Raw genomic sequence first — 16,300 nt, forward strand, 5'->3', positions numbered from 1 at the left:
CGCTGCTGCATGTGAACATAAAAATTTATGGAACTTTTTCAAGAACGCTATCGCTTGTGCCCACGAGATTCATTCGCAACTACATCTATGGTTTGCCACAACATTTGCTTTGCTGCTTTTTGCCGCTAGCACAACCGGTTTTCCGGTGAGGGACTATCAAATGCACAAGCTCTCGAGTACCCGATCCGAACTAGCCGACGCGATTTTTCGCCTACGCCGCAGTTTTTACTCGCTGGCAGGGTTCAGCGGTGTCATCAACGTCATGATGTTGACGCCAGCCATCTACATGCTGCAGGTCTATGACCGAGCCTTGGTCAGTCGCAACGTCACAACATTGACGATGTTGACCATTCTGGTGATCGGCCTGTTCTTGCTGATGGCCACGTTGGAAATGTTCCGTACCCGCGTGCTAATCCGGGTCGGCAACTGCCTCGACATGGACCTCAATCGACGCATTTTCACCGCAGCATTCGAGCGCAACCTGAGCCGCGCCGGTGGTAATCCGGCCCAGGCCCTGCATGATCTCGCGCAGGTGCGTCAGTTCCTCACCGGCAATGGACTGTTCGCTTTCTTTGATGCGCCATGGACGCCGATCTACCTGCTGGTCGCCTATCTGATCCACCCACTGCTCGGACTGGTCACGCTGATCGGCTCGCTGATTCTGGTGGGCCTGGCGTATCTCACCGAGAAGGCCACGCAAAAACCGCTGGCCGAAGCCAATCAGGCCGCCCTCTCCTCCGCCAGCTACGCCAACAACAACCTACGCAACGCCGAGGTCATCGAGGCCATGGGCATGCTGCCGTCAATCGGCAAGCGCTGGTACCAAAGCCATTTGCGCATACTGGAAATGCAGACCCTGGCTTCCGACCGTGCCGCCCTGATCAGCAGCACCGGGCGCTTCGTGCGTATCACTTTGCAGTCGCTGATCCTCGGCGCCGGCGCGCTGCTGGCGATCGAAGGCAAGATCACCCCCGGGATGATGATTGCTTGCTCGATCCTCACCGGCCGCGCGCTGGGCCCGGTGGAACAAGTCATCGCGTCGTGGAAGCAGCTGCTTGGCTGCCGTTCGGCTTGGGGCCGGTTGAACGAGATGCTGAACGACTATCCGAGCCGACCACCGAGCATGTCGCTGCAGCGGCCGCTGGGCATGTTGGCGGTGGAGAATGTGTATGCCGGCGCCCCCGGCACCGGCAACACGATTCTGCGCGGGGTGAGCTTCAACCTTTCCCCCGGCGAAAGCCTGGGCATTATCGGTCCATCCGCCTCGGGCAAATCCACCCTCGCCCGCCTGTTGGTCGGCGTCTGGCCGGCACAAGCCGGCAAGGTGCGCCTGGACGGCGCGGACATATTCACCTGGAACAAGGGCGAACTGGGCCCCTGGCTCGGCTACCTGCCTCAGGACGTGGAGCTGTTCGAGGGCTCCATCGCCGACAACATTGCGCGCTTTGGCGAAGTGGACAGCGACGCGGTCATCCGCGCTGCCAGGACGACTGGAGTGCACGAGATGATCCTGCGTTTGGCGCAGGGTTATGAGACCCGCCTGGGCACCGATGGCAGCCCGCTTTCCGGAGGCCAGAAGCAACGCATCGCCTTGGCCCGCGCGCTGTATGGAGAACCCAATCTGATTGTGCTGGATGAGCCGAACGCCAACCTCGACGACGTCGGTGAAAAGGCCTTGGTCGATGCGTTGGCCCAACTCAAAAACCGCGGCGCCACCGTCATTCTGATTTCCCACCGTCCCAATGTGCTCTGCGCCGTCGATAAGGTGCTGATGCTGCGCGACGGCGGCGTGCAGATGCTCGGCACTCGCGACGAAGTATTCGCAGCGCTGCGCAAGGCCAGTGTGATGCCTGCAGGTGCGTCAACTCCGCTGGCCTCCGTCAAAGCACGGGAGTAAACGATCATGCAAATGAGCCAACACACCGACATGATTCTCACCGACCCCAGGAACGTGGTGGATCTGGACGTCGGTAAACCCGTGCGCTGGGGCATGTTGCTGATGCTCGCCGGCTTCGGCGGTTTCCTCCTGTGGTCCTGGCTGGCGCCGCTGGATGCCGGCGTGGTAGCGACAGGCACGGTAAAAGTCACCAGCAACCGCAAAGCCGTGCAGCATCTGAGCGGCGGCACCGTGGAGGCCATTCTTGTTCGCGAAGGCGATGCAGTGAAAAAAGGCCAGGAGGTGGTCCGCCTCGACTCGCTGCGTGCCGCTGCCGAACAGGGGGCAGGCAGCGCCCAGTACATCGTCAGCAAGACTGTGGAAAACCGCCTGGAAGCGGAACGTGACGGCCGCGATGTGGTGAACTACGATCCCGAATTGCTCAAGCGCTTCGGGAATGACTACCGCCTGGTGGCCGCCATGGATCTGCAACAACGCCTGCTGGACACCCGGCGTGCCGGCCTCGCTGGCGAAATCAGTATCCTGCAGGAAAACCTCGCGGCGTCGGCGGTGCAGCTCAATGGACTGCAGCAGGTCTATGGCGCCCGCGCCTCGCAGATCAACTTCCTCAACCAGGAACTGAAAGGCACCCGCATGCTGGCGGCCGAAGGCTATGTCCCGCGCAATCGTCTGCTTGAGCTGGAACGCAGCAATGCCGACCTCTCCGCCGGCCAGGCCGAGAACCTCAACAACATCGCTCGCGTGCGTAGCCAAACCACCGAAATCAAGCTGCGCATCCTGCAGCGCCAACACGATTACCTGAAGGAAGTCGAATCGCAGCTCACCGACACCGCCAAGGAAAACACCACCCTGGCCGATCGCTTGCGTGCGCTGGACTATGAAGTGACCCACACGGTGATTCGATCGCCCATCGATGGCATGGTCCAGTCCCTGAGCATTGCCACCATCGGCGGGATCATTCAGCCCGGCTTCAAGATCATGGAAATCGTTCCGGACAACGAACCGCTGCAGGTCGACGCAATGATTCCCGTGCAGGCCATCGACAAGATGGTCCCCGGCCTGGCCGTGGACATCGCCTTCCCGGCCTTCAACCATGCCCGGACGCCCAACATTCCCGGCCGCGTCAAGACCGTCTCCGCCGACCGCTTGCTCGACGAGGAAAGCAAGCAACCATTCTATCTGGCTCAGGTAGAAGTCACGCCCGATGGCATGAGCCTTCTTGGCAGCAATCACATTCGTCCCGGCATGCCCGCCAGCGTCACCATCAAGACTGGCGAGCGCAACATGCTGAGCTATCTTCTCAAACCAATGCTTGAGCGTGTTGACAGCTCCTTCAAGGAACAATGAAATGGATCGTCATTGCCTGTTCTTCTGCCTGCTGGCGTTGTCCCTCCCGACCAGCGCCATGGACCTCAAACAAGCCTGGGATTTGTTGCAGTACCAAGGCCCCGTCTATCGCGCCGCCGTGCATGAAAAGGAGGCCGGTGCGCAAAACCGCGACATCGGCATGGCCGGCCTGCTTCCGCAAATCAATGCCTCGGCCTACGACAACAAGGTCAATGGCACCCAACGCCAGAGCGGCGTCGATAGAGATCTCGACTACACCTCCAAGGGCGCTAACGTGCGCCTGCGCCAGCCGCTGTTCAACAAACAGAAGATGGCCGAGTACCGCCAAGGCAAGCAGCGTGCCGACTACAGCGTCGCGGTGTTCGATGCCAAGAGTCAGGACGCCGCAGTGCGCCTGGCTGAAAGCTATTTCGACGTGCTCCTGGCCAGCGAAACCATCGTCCTCGCCAAGTCCAAACTGAGCGCCTTCGACGAGCAACTCGCTTCGGCGAAACGGCGCATGGAGTTGGGGGCTGGCACCGTCACCGACATCGACGAGTCGGCCGCTCGCCTCGACCTCGCCGCGGTTGAGCTGATCGAAGCGCAGGACAACCTGGTCAACGCGCGCCGCAAGCTTGAGGAATTTATCGGTGAAACGCCCGAATCGCTGACCACCTTGCGTCCGAGCTTCGATACACCCCCGTTGCTACCGGGCAACCTGCAAGACTGGTTGGTCAAAGCCCAGACCGACAGCCCGCTGATCCATGCGCGCCGTCATAGCAGCGACCTCGCCGAAGAAGAAGTGAAGCGCGCCAAGGCCGGCCACTGGCCAACACTGGATTTCGTGGCTGGCTACACCGCGGGTCAGAGCCAATCAATCTCCGAGCTGAATCAACGCAACCGCTACGGCTCAATCGGGCTGGAAGTAAACTTCCCGTTGTACAGCGGTGGCGGCACCAGCGCGTTGACACGCCAAGCCAGTGCCAATAGCTATAAGGCCCTGGACGAACTCGACGCCACGCGCCAGGAAGTCATCACCGGCACCACCCGTGAGTATCGCGGCGTTGAGAGCGGTGCCCAACGTATTCACGCGCTGGAGAAGGCAGTGGAGTCCAACGAACGCTCACTGACTTCGACACGCAAAGGCTTCAAAGAAGGCGGCACCAGCACCAACTCGGACGTCCTCAATGCCGAAGAGCTGCTCTTCGTCGCACGCCACGATCTGTTCGAGGCCAAGTTGCGTTACTTGATGTCGCGCCTGCGCCTGGCCTCTTCGGTGGGCAGTCTGGGCGACGACGATATCGACCACATCAACGACTACCTCGGCCCGGAACTGTTGGTCACCAACTGACGTTCATCTGCACGGCAGTTTGGAAAAAAACGATCTGCCGAGCACCGGATCGAAGTAATGGACAATTTTCCAATTGGGGCGGATCTGAGTGTTTTCAGGGGGGAACGCGGCAAAAGTCAAAGAAAGACTTTTCTTTGGACGAAAAAAATGGACCTCTTTTCAGAGATCCATTTTTTAATGCTTGGAGCGGGAAACGAGACTCGAACTCGCGACCCCGACCTTGGCAAGGTCGTGCTCTACCAACTGAGCTATTCCCGCGTCTTGGTGTGGCGCATTCTATAGAATCCAGAAGCCCCGTCAACCCCTTGATTCAAAAAAGTTTTATTTCTTTTCCACATCGGTCTTCAGATGCGGCCAGGCAGCCCGTAAGTATTGGACCATCGACCACAACGTCAGGCCTGCGGACACCATCAGCAAGGCGTAGCCCACGAGGACCCAGAACGAGAAGTCCGACGGGTTCGCCAGCAGGATCACCAGCGCCAACATTTGCGCGGCGGTTTTCCACTTGCCCAGGTTCGACACGGCGACGTGCGCACGGGCGCCGAGTTCGGCCATCCACTCGCGCAGAGCCGAGACGACAATCTCGCGACCGATGATGACCGCAGCCGGCAGCGTGAGCCACAGGTTGCCGTGTTCTTGCACCAGCAACACCAGCGCAACGGCGACCATCAGCTTGTCAGCCACCGGATCGAGAAAGGCCCCGAACGGCGTGCTTTGTTCCAGACGGCGAGCCAGGTATCCATCCAGCCAGTCTGTGGCGGCGGCAAATGCGAAGACCGAGGCGGACGCCAGGTAGCTCCATTGGTAAGGCAGGTAGAACAGTAAAATGAAGATCGGAATGAGCAGGACGCGTAGAACGGTAATCAGATTAGGGATATTCATCGGCACAACTGGCTACGAGGTGAGGGGGCATTCTACTCGCTGTGCAGATTTGCATAAATCAACTCTGCGAGCTTTTTACTGATCCCGGGGGCTTTGGCGATCTCTTCGATGCTGGCACGAGACAGCTCCTGCAATCCACCAAAATGTTTCAACAAATCGCGACGACGTGTCGGTCCGACGCCAGCCACGCCCTCCAGTGTAGACGTGCGGCGAGTTTTGCCACGACGCGCGCGGTGCCCGGTAATCGCGAAACGGTGAGCTTCGTCACGTATCTGCTGGATCAAATGCAACGCGGGGGAATCGCCGCGCAAGGTGAATTCGTGGGCAGCATCATTCAGGTACAAGGTTTCAAAACCGGCCTTGCGCGTCGCGCCCTTGGCCACGCCCAGCAAAATCAGGTCGGGCACCGCCAGTTCATTGAGCACATCGCGGGCCATGGACAACTGACCTTTACCACCGTCCACCAGCAAAATATCCGGTAGCTTGCCCTCCCCGTCTTTCAGTTTACTGAAGCGTCGGGTCAGGGCCTGGTGCATCGCGGCGTAGTCATCGCCCGGGGTAACGCCTTCAATGTTGTAGCGACGGTAGTCGGACTTGATCGGGCCTTCGGGGCCGAACACCACGCAGGACGCCACGGTCGCTTCGCCGCTGGAGTGACTGATGTCGTAACACTCCAGGCGCTGTGGTGGCTCGTCCAGGTTAAGCACTTCGGCCAGGGCATCGAAACGTGCCGCAACATGTTGACGGTTGGCCAGGCGCGCACCGAGTGCCTGCTCGGCATTGGTGACCGCCAATTGCTGCCAGCGTGCCCGCGTACCACGCACCCGATGACTGATGGTCAGTTCGCGACCGCGCAGCTCATCGATGGCCGCAATCAGGGTCGGGAAGTCTTCGTGAACCACGTTGACGATCAGTTCGCTCGGCAAGTCGCGCTCGGGGCTGCTGATGAAATATTGGCCGAGAAACGCGGCCATGACTTCGGATACGTCTTCTTCGATACCCACCTGCGGGAAGAAGTTCTTGCTCCCCAGCACCCGGCCGCCGCGCACGCTGATCAAGTGCACGCAGGCGCCGCCCGGATTGACGAACGCCGCGATCACGTCGACATCGCCCGTCCCGCCTTCCATGCTCTGCTGATCCTGGACCCGGCGCAGCAACGAGATCTGGTCGCGTAATTCGGCCGCACGCTCGAACTCGAGGTTGATCGCTGCCTCTTCCATGCCAGCGGACAACTCGTCCGTCAGCGCATTGCTGCGCCCCTCAAGGAACATCACCGAGTGCCGCACATCTTCGGCATAGACCTCGGGCTCCACCAGGCCGACACACGGCGCCTTGCAGCGTTTGATCTGGTATTGCAGGCAAGGCCGCGTGCGGTTCTTGTAATAGCTGTCTTCGCACTGCCGAACGAAAAAGGTTTTTTGCAGCAGGCTCAGGCTTTCGCGAATCGCACCGGCACTCGGATAGGGCCCGAAATACTTGCCCTTGGCCTTTTTCGCACCGCGATGGATGCTCAAGCGTGGAAACTGGCCATCCGAGAGAAACACGTAGGGGTAGGATTTATCGTCACGCAGCAGGATGTTGTAGGGCGGACGCCATTCCTTGATCAGCGTCTGCTCAAGCAACAAGGCTTCGGTTTCGTTAGCCGTGATCGTCGTTTCGACCTGAGCGATACGGGCGACCAGCGCCGCCGTCTTGGGCGCAAGACCGGATTTGCGGAAATAGCTCGACAGGCGACTCTTGAGGTTCTTGGCCTTGCCGACGTAGAGCAGGCGTGCCTCGCTGTCGAACATGCGATACACACCGGGGCGCCCGCTGACCGTCGACAGAAAGGCGCTTGGATCGAAGGCGTCAGTCATTTTCAGAGGCTGGCATCGACCATGCCGTGACGAACTGCCAACAGCGTCAGCTCGACATCACTGCTGATCGAAAGCTTCTCGAAAATGCGGTAACGGTAGGTGTTTACGGTTTTGGGCGACAGGCAGAGCTTGTCGGAAATGATCTGGACTTTCTGGCAGCCGACAATCATCAGCGCGATCTGGATCTCCCGCTCCGACAACGCGTCGAAGGGCGAATCATTGGTCGGCTGGAAGGATTTGATCGCCAGTTGCTGCGCAATCTGCGGGCTGATGTAGCGTTGCCCGGCAAACACCAGGCGAATGGCCTGGACCATTTCCGGAAGTCCAGCCCCCTTGGTCAGATAACCTGCGGCCCCCGCCTGCAACAATCGTGTGGGAAACGGATCTTCTTCGCACACGGTGACCGCAACAACCTTGATGTCCGGATGACTGCGCAACAATTTGCGCGTGGCTTCAAGACCGCCGATGCCAGGCATCTTGACGTCCATCAGGACCACATCGGGTTTCAATTCACGCGCCTTGAGCAGGGACTCTTCACCTGACTCGGCCTGGCCGACTACTTGCAGGCCATCGATGTCAGCCAGCATTCTTGTAATGCCTGTACGAACGAGATCATGGTCATCGACCACTAGCACCCTAATCAAGCAGACACCTCGCGATATGGTCATATTCAGTTGCCCGACACCTTAGCAAAAAGCGACTGGCAGACCTAGCGGCAAGCGTCATATAAAAAGTTTCAAAGTTCTTGAAAGGCTTGGCGTATGCGTGTTTCAGGGATGCAAGTCACCGACATCACGCTGCATTCTCAGGAAACACTCGTCCATGCCGACCACCTTCAGTCCCTTTCTCTCATACAACACTTGCGCGGGATTGTTTTCAAAAACCGTCAAACGCAATGCCGGACGCCGCTCCCTGCACGCCATGGCCAATACCTGATCGATCGCCCAGGAACCTGCGCCCTGGCCTCGAAACGCTTCGAGGACATGCAGTTCGCGGATATACAGGGCTTTGGCGTCACGACTCAGACTGAAAAAGCCCAGCACGGTACTGCCACTCACAATCAGCCAGTTCTCGCGCCCGGCCCAGCCGACATCGAACCCTTCGTCCTGCCACAGCAGATCGTGCTGGATGTAATAGCGGAGCATGTTATTGCGAGTCAGCTCGCGAGCGAAGTCGAGGTCCCGGGATGTCGCCGGGCGTAATTCAAATACCATCACCCCTGCGCAACCTCCACTATTTGCCCTTTCCAGCCGTCAGCGTTGCGGCGCGCAACGACCATCAGATTGCCCGTGCCCGGTGCCGCCGCAATCAATGAACCGTCCGACGCCCAGATCGCGCTGCGCCCCGCCGACTCCCAGCCACCCGTTGCACCACCATGGTTAGCCATCAGGACCGCCATGGAGTGAGTACCGGCATAGCCTTGCAACAACGCCGTATCCGCAGCGTAGCCGTTTTCCGTGATCAGTACGCCTGCGGCATAAAGGTCAGCGCCTTGCTGCGCCGCCGCAGATGCATGACTGGCGTGAGAAAAATCCGCACACACCGCCAAAGCGACCGTATCGGCGCCGATTGTCAGCGTCGAACCGCCGGTGCCCGGGGCAAACGCGACCTCCTCGCCTGGGTGCACATGTTGTTTGCTGTAAATCTCCAGCGAACCATCGGCGCCCAACACCAGTGCGCCGATCAATACCGGCGAATCGTCCGACAGGCGAATCGGCATCCCGACGACGGCCGTCACGCCGACTTCCCGCGCAAAATCCCGCAGCGGTTGCAGCACGGATGCATCTGGCGCAATGGCCAACCCGGCCGCGAGCCCGCGTTCGTAGCCAGTCAACGACAGCTCCGGGAACACCAGCAATTGCACGCCTTGCTCAGCGGCCACCTGAATGAAGCGTTGATGCCAGGCGATGTTGGCGGCAAGGTCACCGGCGATGGAAATCGATTGAGCGGCAGCGATGGTCAGTGGCGTCATGATTCGTCCTTGTGACGTTGTACGTAAGCGGAACACAAAGTGTGTCACAACCGAAGACGCACTCAAGCGATAGAAAACATCGTCGATGATCGATAGCATTTTCTGATTGAATCCGTGTACCCGCCTCTAGTAAGCTCGGCGCATCCATCGGAGACAGACCATGTTCAATGCCCTCTCACAGCTTCGTACCGCCAGCGCCCTGCGCTCGGTTGCGGCTGCCCGGGTGAAAGACGTTTGTGCTCCGGTCAGCTTTTATTTTGGGTATTGGTTTAGCCACTGGCGCGCCTGATACCCACACGGCGCCCACATAAAACGGGTCGCCACCAGAGAATTCTCAACCCCCGGTCGGCTTCCCGACCGGGGGTTTTGTTTTTTCAGCCCCAAAAACTTTCAGCAACAACCAGACAATTTGAGGATTCACCCAATGAACTACGCCACTTATTACCGTCACGACAGTTTTACCGCCTGGCGATTTACCAGCCTCCGCTCGGGACAGCCTGCCGCCTCCGATCGGTCACCCACAGGTGGCAAGCACACACACGCAGCCAATCCGGCCAATTGTCGAACACCCCAGTAGGGCCGAGCGCGCGGGAACGAACCCGCCGCCAGCCCAGGAAGCCCGAATATGAACTCGTCCGTCTCTGCTCTGCCGCTGTCCACCCTGAGCCCTGCCAATGAAGCGCTGACCCTGCGTCTGCCCAACTCATTGCAACTCAAGCAGCAACTGCCACTGAGCAACGCCCTCAACCAGCAAGTCGCCGCCCACCGCCAAGCGGTTCGCGCGATCCTCAACGGTGAAGACGCCCGTTTGCTGGTCATCGTCGGCCCGTGCTCGATTCATGACCCACAATCCGCCCTTGAATACGCCGGCAACCTTGCCCGCCTGGCCGCCGAAGTCAGCGATGAAATGCTGCTGGTCATGCGCGCCTACGTCGAAAAACCCCGTACCACCGTCGGCTGGAAAGGCCTGGCCTACGATCCGCACCTGGATGGCAGCGATGACATGGCAGGCGGCCTGACCTTGTCCCGTGAGCTGATGCGCGAAATGCTCCGACTCGGACTGCCGATTGCCACCGAACTGCTGCAACCGATGGCCGCCGGCTACTTCGACGACCTGCTGAGCTGGGTGGCCATCGGCGCCCGCACCACCGAATCGCAAATCCATCGGGAAATGGCCAGCGGCCTGAGCATGCCGGTCGGCTTCAAGAACGGCACCGATGGCGGCGTCGGCGTTGCCAGTGACGCCATGCGCTCGGCGGCCCATCCCCATCGCCACTTCGGTGTCGATAGCCAGGGCCATCCCGCGATCATTCAAACGCCGGGCAATGCAGACACTCACCTGGTACTGCGCGGCGGCCATCGCGGGCCGAACTACGACCGCGATAGCGTCGCCCAGGTGCACAGCGATCTGACCAAATTGAAGATCCCGGCTCGGATCATGGTCGACTGCAGCCACGCCAACAGCGGCAAAGACCCATTGCGTCAACCAGCGGTATTCAATGATGTGCTTGAACAGCGCCTGCAAGGTGATCGATCGTTGATCGGCATGATGATCGAAAGTCATCTGTTCGAAGGTTGCCAACCGCTGAGCGCTTCATTGCGTTACGGCGTGTCGGTCACCGATGGCTGCCTTGGCTGGACCGGAACGGAAGACTTGTTGCGCCAGGCGGCGGAACGGCTGCGCGCACAACATAGCGTTCAACAGCCGGCATGATGCTGGGACTCCTTGCGCTCTGAACAGCGCAAGCTGAGTGCACCATGGCCTAGACAATTAGAAACTTTTTGATGCTGTTTTTTGGAGACATCGGGATGCCGACTGCCACACAAGGGTTTCATCACACCCTCAAGCCTGAAATCATGGCCACTGATTTTTCATGTGCTTGAACAATGATTCGCGAGGACATCTGGCTGATTCTGTACGGACGCAAATCAACTGACTGAAAAGCAAAAAGCGCCAGCTCAATCCAGGCAGGCGCTACACCATCGTCATTCGGTATTAATGAGATCAAGGATGGACAAAAAATACTTAATCAAACACTGGTTAGCAGGTGTCGCGTATCTCATTACAGCCATTGTGGCTTTCTACATCGGCGACGCTTTGTTCTACAAAAATATCGGCCTGGTCATATCCATGGTGCTCAGCACACTGCTATATCCGATTTCCAGGTATTTGATAACAGCGACCGCCTACAAATTGACCGGACCCGAACTCTGGAAGAAAGGTTTTTTCGTCAAGGGCGACGTTTCAGGGGTCAACGCATTATTTGCATTCATTTGCATCGTTCTCGCCATCCCGTTGGGCGGCTGTTACTTGATATACATAACTTGCAAAAAGGGGTGACAACGTCACCCCTGGTCCGCATCAGATACTCATGATGTAGTCGTTTATCTTGCCTACCAGCGCATCATCGATTAGCGCGCTAGTAACAGCCGTTAGCAAAGCGAACCCCAGGATGCCCATAGGTGTCACTGCCGTCAGTCCAAACAAAAAGGCGACCAAAGCTGTTGCAACCTGACCTGCAACAAGAGTTTCGGCCTTGACAAAAAACGGCTTCCAATCTCCGCTCTGAGTCGATTTTGGGGCTTCAGTGAGCAGACTGAAAAGGTCCATGACATTCCCAACGCCTTTGAGCCCTTTACTGAACTTGTTCAGACTTCTAGCCATCATGTCCTTATCAAGCGAGTCGATAGCCTTGGCGATGGCTTCTCTATCCTTGACACTAAATTTCTTGTTCAAAACATCTTTGTATTGATCAAAGGCTCTGATTGCCTCTTCGGCGTTGCGGATTTTTTTCCCTCTGGCGTTTTCAGACAGTTCCTTTGCTAACGCTGAGGCTTTCTCACCAAATTTTTCGGTTACTTCCTTATAGAAATCCGCAGTGAACTTGATCGCGCCCTTGATCTGTTCGGCGTCGTTTGCCCGCTCGGCCAGACCGCCATAAGCATTCGAGGTCGCAGTCAACTGTCGTGCCGATTCGGCCTTCAATAACGCATCATGGTAGCTGAGCCACTTGACCCCTACCGGGGTGTTAATCTGCAAGTAAACCAACTCATTCAGCGCTTCCAGCTCTGGCTTGCTTAGCGGCGCGTTAATTTTCGGGTTTGCCGCTGGAAGGGTTATGGTAATCCCGCCTCTCTTGATTGGAGGGGGCGCGTGAATGGGTTGGATTTGTGCGGTTTTAGACGCGGCTAATCGATCCAGTGTCGCTTTGTAATGAATCAAGGCTTGAGTGGGCGTTAGGCCTGCTACGGATCCTGCTGCTGCAACAAACTCTGTTTGCAGGAATTCCGGGAGTTGCTGGGCATGAATATCCCGTTCCAACGCGATGATGTTAAGCCGTTGATTTTGCGCTGCCAGCCAAACAGCATCATTGGCAGGAACTGTAGATTCCAGCTGGGTTCTTTGTCTGGCAAGGTCTGCGAGTTTGCCAGACAGAACACCCATGGAAAGCGACAGCGCCTTAAGCTCCAATGCGGACTTGTAGACATTGTCGAACAGGGCATATAGCCCCCTTAGAGCATGGGGATCAGCGCTACCGGAGTTCAGGAACTCACGCATCTTCTGACGTGGGAGCACTTCCATCATAAAGAAAGGGCTCTGACCATAAAGACCATAAATGTGCGGCGCGATGGAAATGTATTGATGTTTTTTTGAATCGATCAGGTCCAGCGTGATCTTTTGATCCACGACAGCAGATTCTGCGGGAGTAAGGAGCTGCCCGGCTTTACCGGCCCGTTTTTTTTGCCTCCAGTTCGCGCTCCGTGTCAGCGGGGAGTGAGCTGAATCGTGCGCTATATTCGTTCTCTATTTGCGATTGCCCGTAGATTTGGTCATTCATGAACTCAGCCATGACGCTCGGCAACGCAATGTCATGAATTGTACCGGGGCCTCCTCTTCCTCTCCCTTTATCTGGCCCTTCCTCAAGACCCCAACCGCCGCTATTTCCACTGTAACCACCGCCACCGCCTGGACCGTAGGTCTGCTCGCGTCCACCGATGATTTTTAAGGGTCTGATGTTGTAAGTCTGTCCGGGGACGTATCCTTCGTCTGCCATGTGTAACTCTCCTTGATGTAGCTGAACAAATTTGCTTGCACCTACAGTTGCGCTCGTGACATTCATCTTCGGCGTTATAAGAGCGCGAGATAGAGAGTTCGCGACAAATTACGCGCAGCAGGATTGCCGACCCGAGCTTTGTCGGGCACAAATAAATGTGGTTGGCCGTAATAGATTGCAGATCAATTAGGACTGCACCTGCACCAACGTCACCTCGGATTTCTGACTGACATCGTCAAGCCGTTCCACCGAGTAGGCCACCCGGACGGTCATGTCTCGATGCTCGCGCCAAAACCTGTAGGGGACGATAAACACCAGCGGCTGCCCGGCCATTTCCCTGGTGATGTCGCGATCATCGCGGTGACTGAAATAGTCGCCGTCGCATTTCAGGTAGACCAGTTCTCCTTCTTCCGCCTGGGCATCATTGATTACAACGGTTACACCATCCATCGTGTCTTGCAGATCCAGCCTGCCTTCTTCGGCCTCAAGCACTTCGGGCGCCAACAAGGGGCCTCGCTGCAAAGAACCGATCAACAGCCGCGCGGGCTCCGAGTAACGGGGTTCTTGTCCGTCCTGTACGACGCAATAACTGAGGGTGACAGAGGCTCCAAGGTTGGGTGCAATGCAGTCCGGGCTTACCCAGAGCGACAGCTCCCCGCCTACCGCAAAGGGCTCGACTGCCAACACGTCATTAAAACTCCCCTCGGGCGTCACACCCGCCCAGGACAGCAAAATCCTGTCGCCAATCGCCATGCGAGCGTAGGGCTTAATGGTAACAAGCGCCCCTTCCAATACCCTCTCGGGATCGAGCGTACCGCCCACGGCATCGTTAACGATCGCAGGCAACAAGTCGGGCCTGGCGTCGCCAACGTCAAGTTGCAAACGTCGGGACTGCACAGGTTCAGGCAGTCGCGCACTCTGGAGCGTGTAATAGACCTCCAGAGAACCACCGTCGAGTGCGGCGATATGCACGGCGGGCACGGTGAACACTATCTCTTTGGCAACCTGGCCCTCGCTCACAAAACGCGACACTTCATGCGTGTAAGCAATGCCTTCGACGTCCAGCCCCATCCAGGACAAGAGCAATTTGTCCCCGCAGGCCATGCCCGGATAAGGCCCGACCTTGATGATGGCTTTTCTATCAGAGGGATCCAGCATCGCGTTTTGCGCCTGGTCCAGCACGGGCATTGATTGGCTTACAACAGTGTGGGTATCTGCTTCATGAGTGGTCATTCAAACGCTCCAGTCCTTGGAATAAACGCCACCTCGAACGGCGGCATCGAATGAAGCCTATTGAACCCCACGAGCATGATCCGCGATGTCGGGTAAAGGCTTCAGGGCGCACGGACAAATGCCATTCGCCAAGTAGGTCATTGCTCAAAAACACTTGAATCCCGAAGAAAAGATGTCCGGACATTCCGACCAAAGCCTCATCCACATCCGAATTTTCGTACGTTTTCTATTCCATTTTCATCACGTTACAGCGGCATCTTCAGACATCACCTCACTACCGGAGTGTTTTAGAGTGAGGCCCAAGGCACACACTCCGAACTCCTGAGAAAAGGTATAAACATGCAACGGAATGCAAGCACTCACTATCCAATCCTGCTGGTCCACGGGCTCTTCGGCTTTGATCGCATCGGCAAAGTCGAGCTGTTCCAGAACGTAAAACAAGCCCTGAGAGGTGCCGGTGCCAGGGTGTTCGTTCCACACTTGTCGGCTACCCACAGCAACGAAGCTCGCGGTGACCAACTGCTGGCGCAGATCGAACGGGTACTGGAAGGAACCGGTGCAAAAAAAGTCAACCTGATCGGTCACAGTCAAGGCGCACTCGCTGCACGTTACGCGGCAGCGGATGCGCCAGACGTCGTTGCTTCGGTGACGTCTGTCAGCGGACCGAACCACGGCTCGGAGCTGGCCGATTTCCTGCGCAAGGCGTTAACGCCCGGACGCCTGCCGGAACATGTCGCCGAGACGGTCGCCACCTTGTTTGCCGACTTTCTGTCGTCGCTCAGCGGCAATCAACACCTGCCGCAAAACGCCATCGCGGCGCTGAACGCCCTGACCACCGAAGGCGTAGGCGCGTTCAATGACAAATACCCCCAGGCGCTGCCAAAAAGCTGGGGTGGCAAGGGCCGTGAGCTGGTCAACGGTGTGCGCTACTACTCCTGGAGCGGCACCTTGCCGGGGAACATCGTTGATGAAGGACTCGACGCACTCGATCCGCTGCACGGTTTGTCCCGAGCCTTTTCCCGATACTTCACTACCGAGGCCGAGCAGAACGACGGCATGGTTGGCCGCTACAGCTCCCACCTGGGCAAAGTGATTCGCTCCGACTATCCGATGGATCATCTGGACAGTCTCGGCCAGACAACCGGCCGGGAGCGAAAGGGTGTCGACCCGATTGACCTGTATGTGCAACACGCCGAACGTTTGAAAAAGGCCGGTTTATAAGCAACGCCCTCCTGACCACGCGATGTGGACGGAACTTTGAGGAGAAATAGACCACTGAATCCGGTAGGCTCAGCACTTTAACGAACATTGAAAGGAGTATTTTTCCATGGCTAAAGCCACTGCCCGTCACATCCTTGTTGCCAGCGAAGCCAAATGCAACGAACTGAAGGCCCAAATCGAGGGCGGCGCCGATTTCGCCGAAGTCGCCAAAGCCAACTCGACGTGCCCTTCCAGCCGCCAGGGCGGTGATCTGGGTTCGTTCGGTCCAGGTCAGATGGTCAAGGAATTCGACACCGTGGTCTTCAGCGCACCGCTCAACGTGGTGCAAGGCCCGGTCAAGACCCAGTTCGGTTACCACCTGCTGGAAGTGACCAGCCGTCAGGACTGATCAACGCCTGCACTCTGCATAACGGCCCGCCTTTTGGTGGGCCGTTGTGTTTCTGTTACGTATACGGCTGGCGAGGGACGCGCCGCTAGCGTACAAATTGTGGTTAACGACCACCCGGC

The 16,300-nt window shown here is 57.7% G+C and carries 15 protein-coding genes and 1 tRNA gene; 7 read left to right on the forward strand and 9 right to left on the reverse strand.

Annotated elements, in window-relative coordinates:
- The first annotated feature begins 160 nt into the window (after positions 1-160).
- From AEQ67_RS21835 to AEQ67_RS21845, 3 genes are read left to right on the forward strand one after another with little or no spacing between them, the layout of a single operon-like run.
- A complete protein-coding gene (locus tag AEQ67_RS21835; RefSeq protein ID WP_059405898.1) occupies positions 161-1,897 on the forward strand; it encodes a type I secretion system permease/ATPase in 1,737 nt (578 codons plus the stop codon).
- A 6-nt stretch (positions 1,898-1,903) separates the two neighbouring features.
- Positions 1,904-3,244 carry an HlyD family type I secretion periplasmic adaptor subunit gene (locus tag AEQ67_RS21840; RefSeq protein ID WP_059405899.1) on the forward strand — a complete coding sequence of 447 codons (1,341 nt, stop codon included), beginning with the start codon at positions 1,904-1,906 and terminating at the stop codon, positions 3,242-3,244.
- Position 3,245: 1 nt separating this feature from the next.
- Positions 3,246-4,574, forward strand: coding sequence for a TolC family outer membrane protein (locus AEQ67_RS21845; RefSeq protein ID WP_059405900.1), 1,329 nt, complete (start codon positions 3,246-3,248; stop codon positions 4,572-4,574).
- A 182-nt stretch (positions 4,575-4,756) separates the two neighbouring features.
- Here the strand turns inward: AEQ67_RS21845 and AEQ67_RS21850 are convergent.
- The 6 genes from AEQ67_RS21850 to AEQ67_RS21875 form a co-directional block, all read right to left on the reverse strand.
- Positions 4,757-4,832, reverse strand: a tRNA-Gly gene (locus AEQ67_RS21850).
- Between the two features lie 63 nt (positions 4,833-4,895).
- A complete protein-coding gene (pgsA, locus tag AEQ67_RS21855; protein ID WP_059405901.1) occupies positions 4,896-5,456 on the reverse strand; it encodes a CDP-diacylglycerol--glycerol-3-phosphate 3-phosphatidyltransferase in 561 nt (186 codons plus the stop codon).
- Between the two features lie 32 nt (positions 5,457-5,488).
- On the reverse strand, positions 5,489-7,312 hold the full coding sequence (gene uvrC / locus AEQ67_RS21860) for an excinuclease ABC subunit UvrC (protein ID WP_059405902.1): 1,824 nt from the start codon (positions 7,310-7,312) through the stop codon (positions 5,489-5,491).
- A 2-nt stretch (positions 7,313-7,314) separates the two neighbouring features.
- Positions 7,315-7,956, reverse strand: coding sequence for a response regulator transcription factor GacA (gene gacA, locus AEQ67_RS21865; protein ID WP_008015884.1), 642 nt, complete (start codon positions 7,954-7,956; stop codon positions 7,315-7,317).
- A gap of 126 nt (positions 7,957-8,082) precedes the next feature.
- Positions 8,083-8,526, reverse strand: a complete 444-nt coding sequence (locus AEQ67_RS21870; RefSeq protein WP_059405903.1) for a GNAT family N-acetyltransferase — start codon at positions 8,524-8,526, stop codon at positions 8,083-8,085.
- On the reverse strand, positions 8,526-9,284 hold the full coding sequence (locus AEQ67_RS21875) for a carbon-nitrogen hydrolase family protein (RefSeq protein ID WP_059405904.1): 759 nt from the start codon (positions 9,282-9,284) through the stop codon (positions 8,526-8,528). The genes AEQ67_RS21870 and AEQ67_RS21875 overlap by 1 nt, the downstream gene beginning before the upstream one ends.
- Positions 9,285-9,909: 625 nt before the next feature.
- Here AEQ67_RS21875 and AEQ67_RS21880 point away from each other — a divergent pair.
- Both AEQ67_RS21880 and AEQ67_RS21885 read left to right on the forward strand, forming a co-directional pair.
- Positions 9,910-10,998 (forward strand): 3-deoxy-7-phosphoheptulonate synthase, encoded by a 1,089-nt coding sequence (locus AEQ67_RS21880; RefSeq protein ID WP_059405905.1) that lies wholly within the window; start codon positions 9,910-9,912, stop codon positions 10,996-10,998.
- 297 nt (positions 10,999-11,295) lie between these two features.
- Positions 11,296-11,625: a hypothetical protein gene (locus tag AEQ67_RS21885; protein WP_059405906.1), complete on the forward strand. Its 330-nt coding sequence runs from the start codon at positions 11,296-11,298 to the stop codon at positions 11,623-11,625.
- A 21-nt stretch (positions 11,626-11,646) separates the two neighbouring features.
- Here AEQ67_RS21885 and AEQ67_RS36000 read toward each other — a convergent pair whose 3' ends face one another.
- From AEQ67_RS36000 to AEQ67_RS21900, 3 genes are all read right to left on the reverse strand, one after another.
- The gene (locus AEQ67_RS36000; RefSeq protein WP_059405907.1) at positions 11,647-12,972 is read right to left on the reverse strand and encodes a colicin-like pore-forming protein; all 1,326 of its coding nucleotides are present in this window, start codon (positions 12,970-12,972) and stop codon (positions 11,647-11,649) included.
- Between the two features lie 37 nt (positions 12,973-13,009).
- On the reverse strand, positions 13,010-13,339 hold the full coding sequence (locus AEQ67_RS21895; RefSeq protein WP_059405908.1) for a hypothetical protein: 330 nt from the start codon (positions 13,337-13,339) through the stop codon (positions 13,010-13,012).
- A 186-nt stretch (positions 13,340-13,525) separates the two neighbouring features.
- The gene (locus tag AEQ67_RS21900) at positions 13,526-14,572 is read right to left on the reverse strand and encodes a hypothetical protein (RefSeq protein WP_059405909.1); all 1,047 of its coding nucleotides are present in this window, start codon (positions 14,570-14,572) and stop codon (positions 13,526-13,528) included.
- Between the two features lie 339 nt (positions 14,573-14,911).
- Here AEQ67_RS21900 and AEQ67_RS21905 point away from each other — a divergent pair, with 339 nt between their 5' ends.
- Together AEQ67_RS21905 and AEQ67_RS21910 are read left to right on the forward strand one after the other, a co-directional pair.
- Positions 14,912-15,793 (forward strand): lipase family alpha/beta hydrolase, encoded by an 882-nt coding sequence (locus tag AEQ67_RS21905; protein ID WP_059405910.1) that lies wholly within the window; start codon positions 14,912-14,914, stop codon positions 15,791-15,793.
- 106 nt (positions 15,794-15,899) lie between these two features.
- Positions 15,900-16,181 (forward strand): peptidylprolyl isomerase, encoded by a 282-nt coding sequence (locus AEQ67_RS21910; protein WP_059405911.1) that lies wholly within the window; start codon positions 15,900-15,902, stop codon positions 16,179-16,181.
- The last annotated feature ends 119 nt before the right edge of the window (positions 16,182-16,300 follow it).

The organism is Pseudomonas sp. RIT-PI-q (genome assembly GCF_001297125.1).
In the GTDB taxonomy this organism is placed as follows: Bacteria; Pseudomonadota; Gammaproteobacteria; order Pseudomonadales; family Pseudomonadaceae; genus Aquipseudomonas.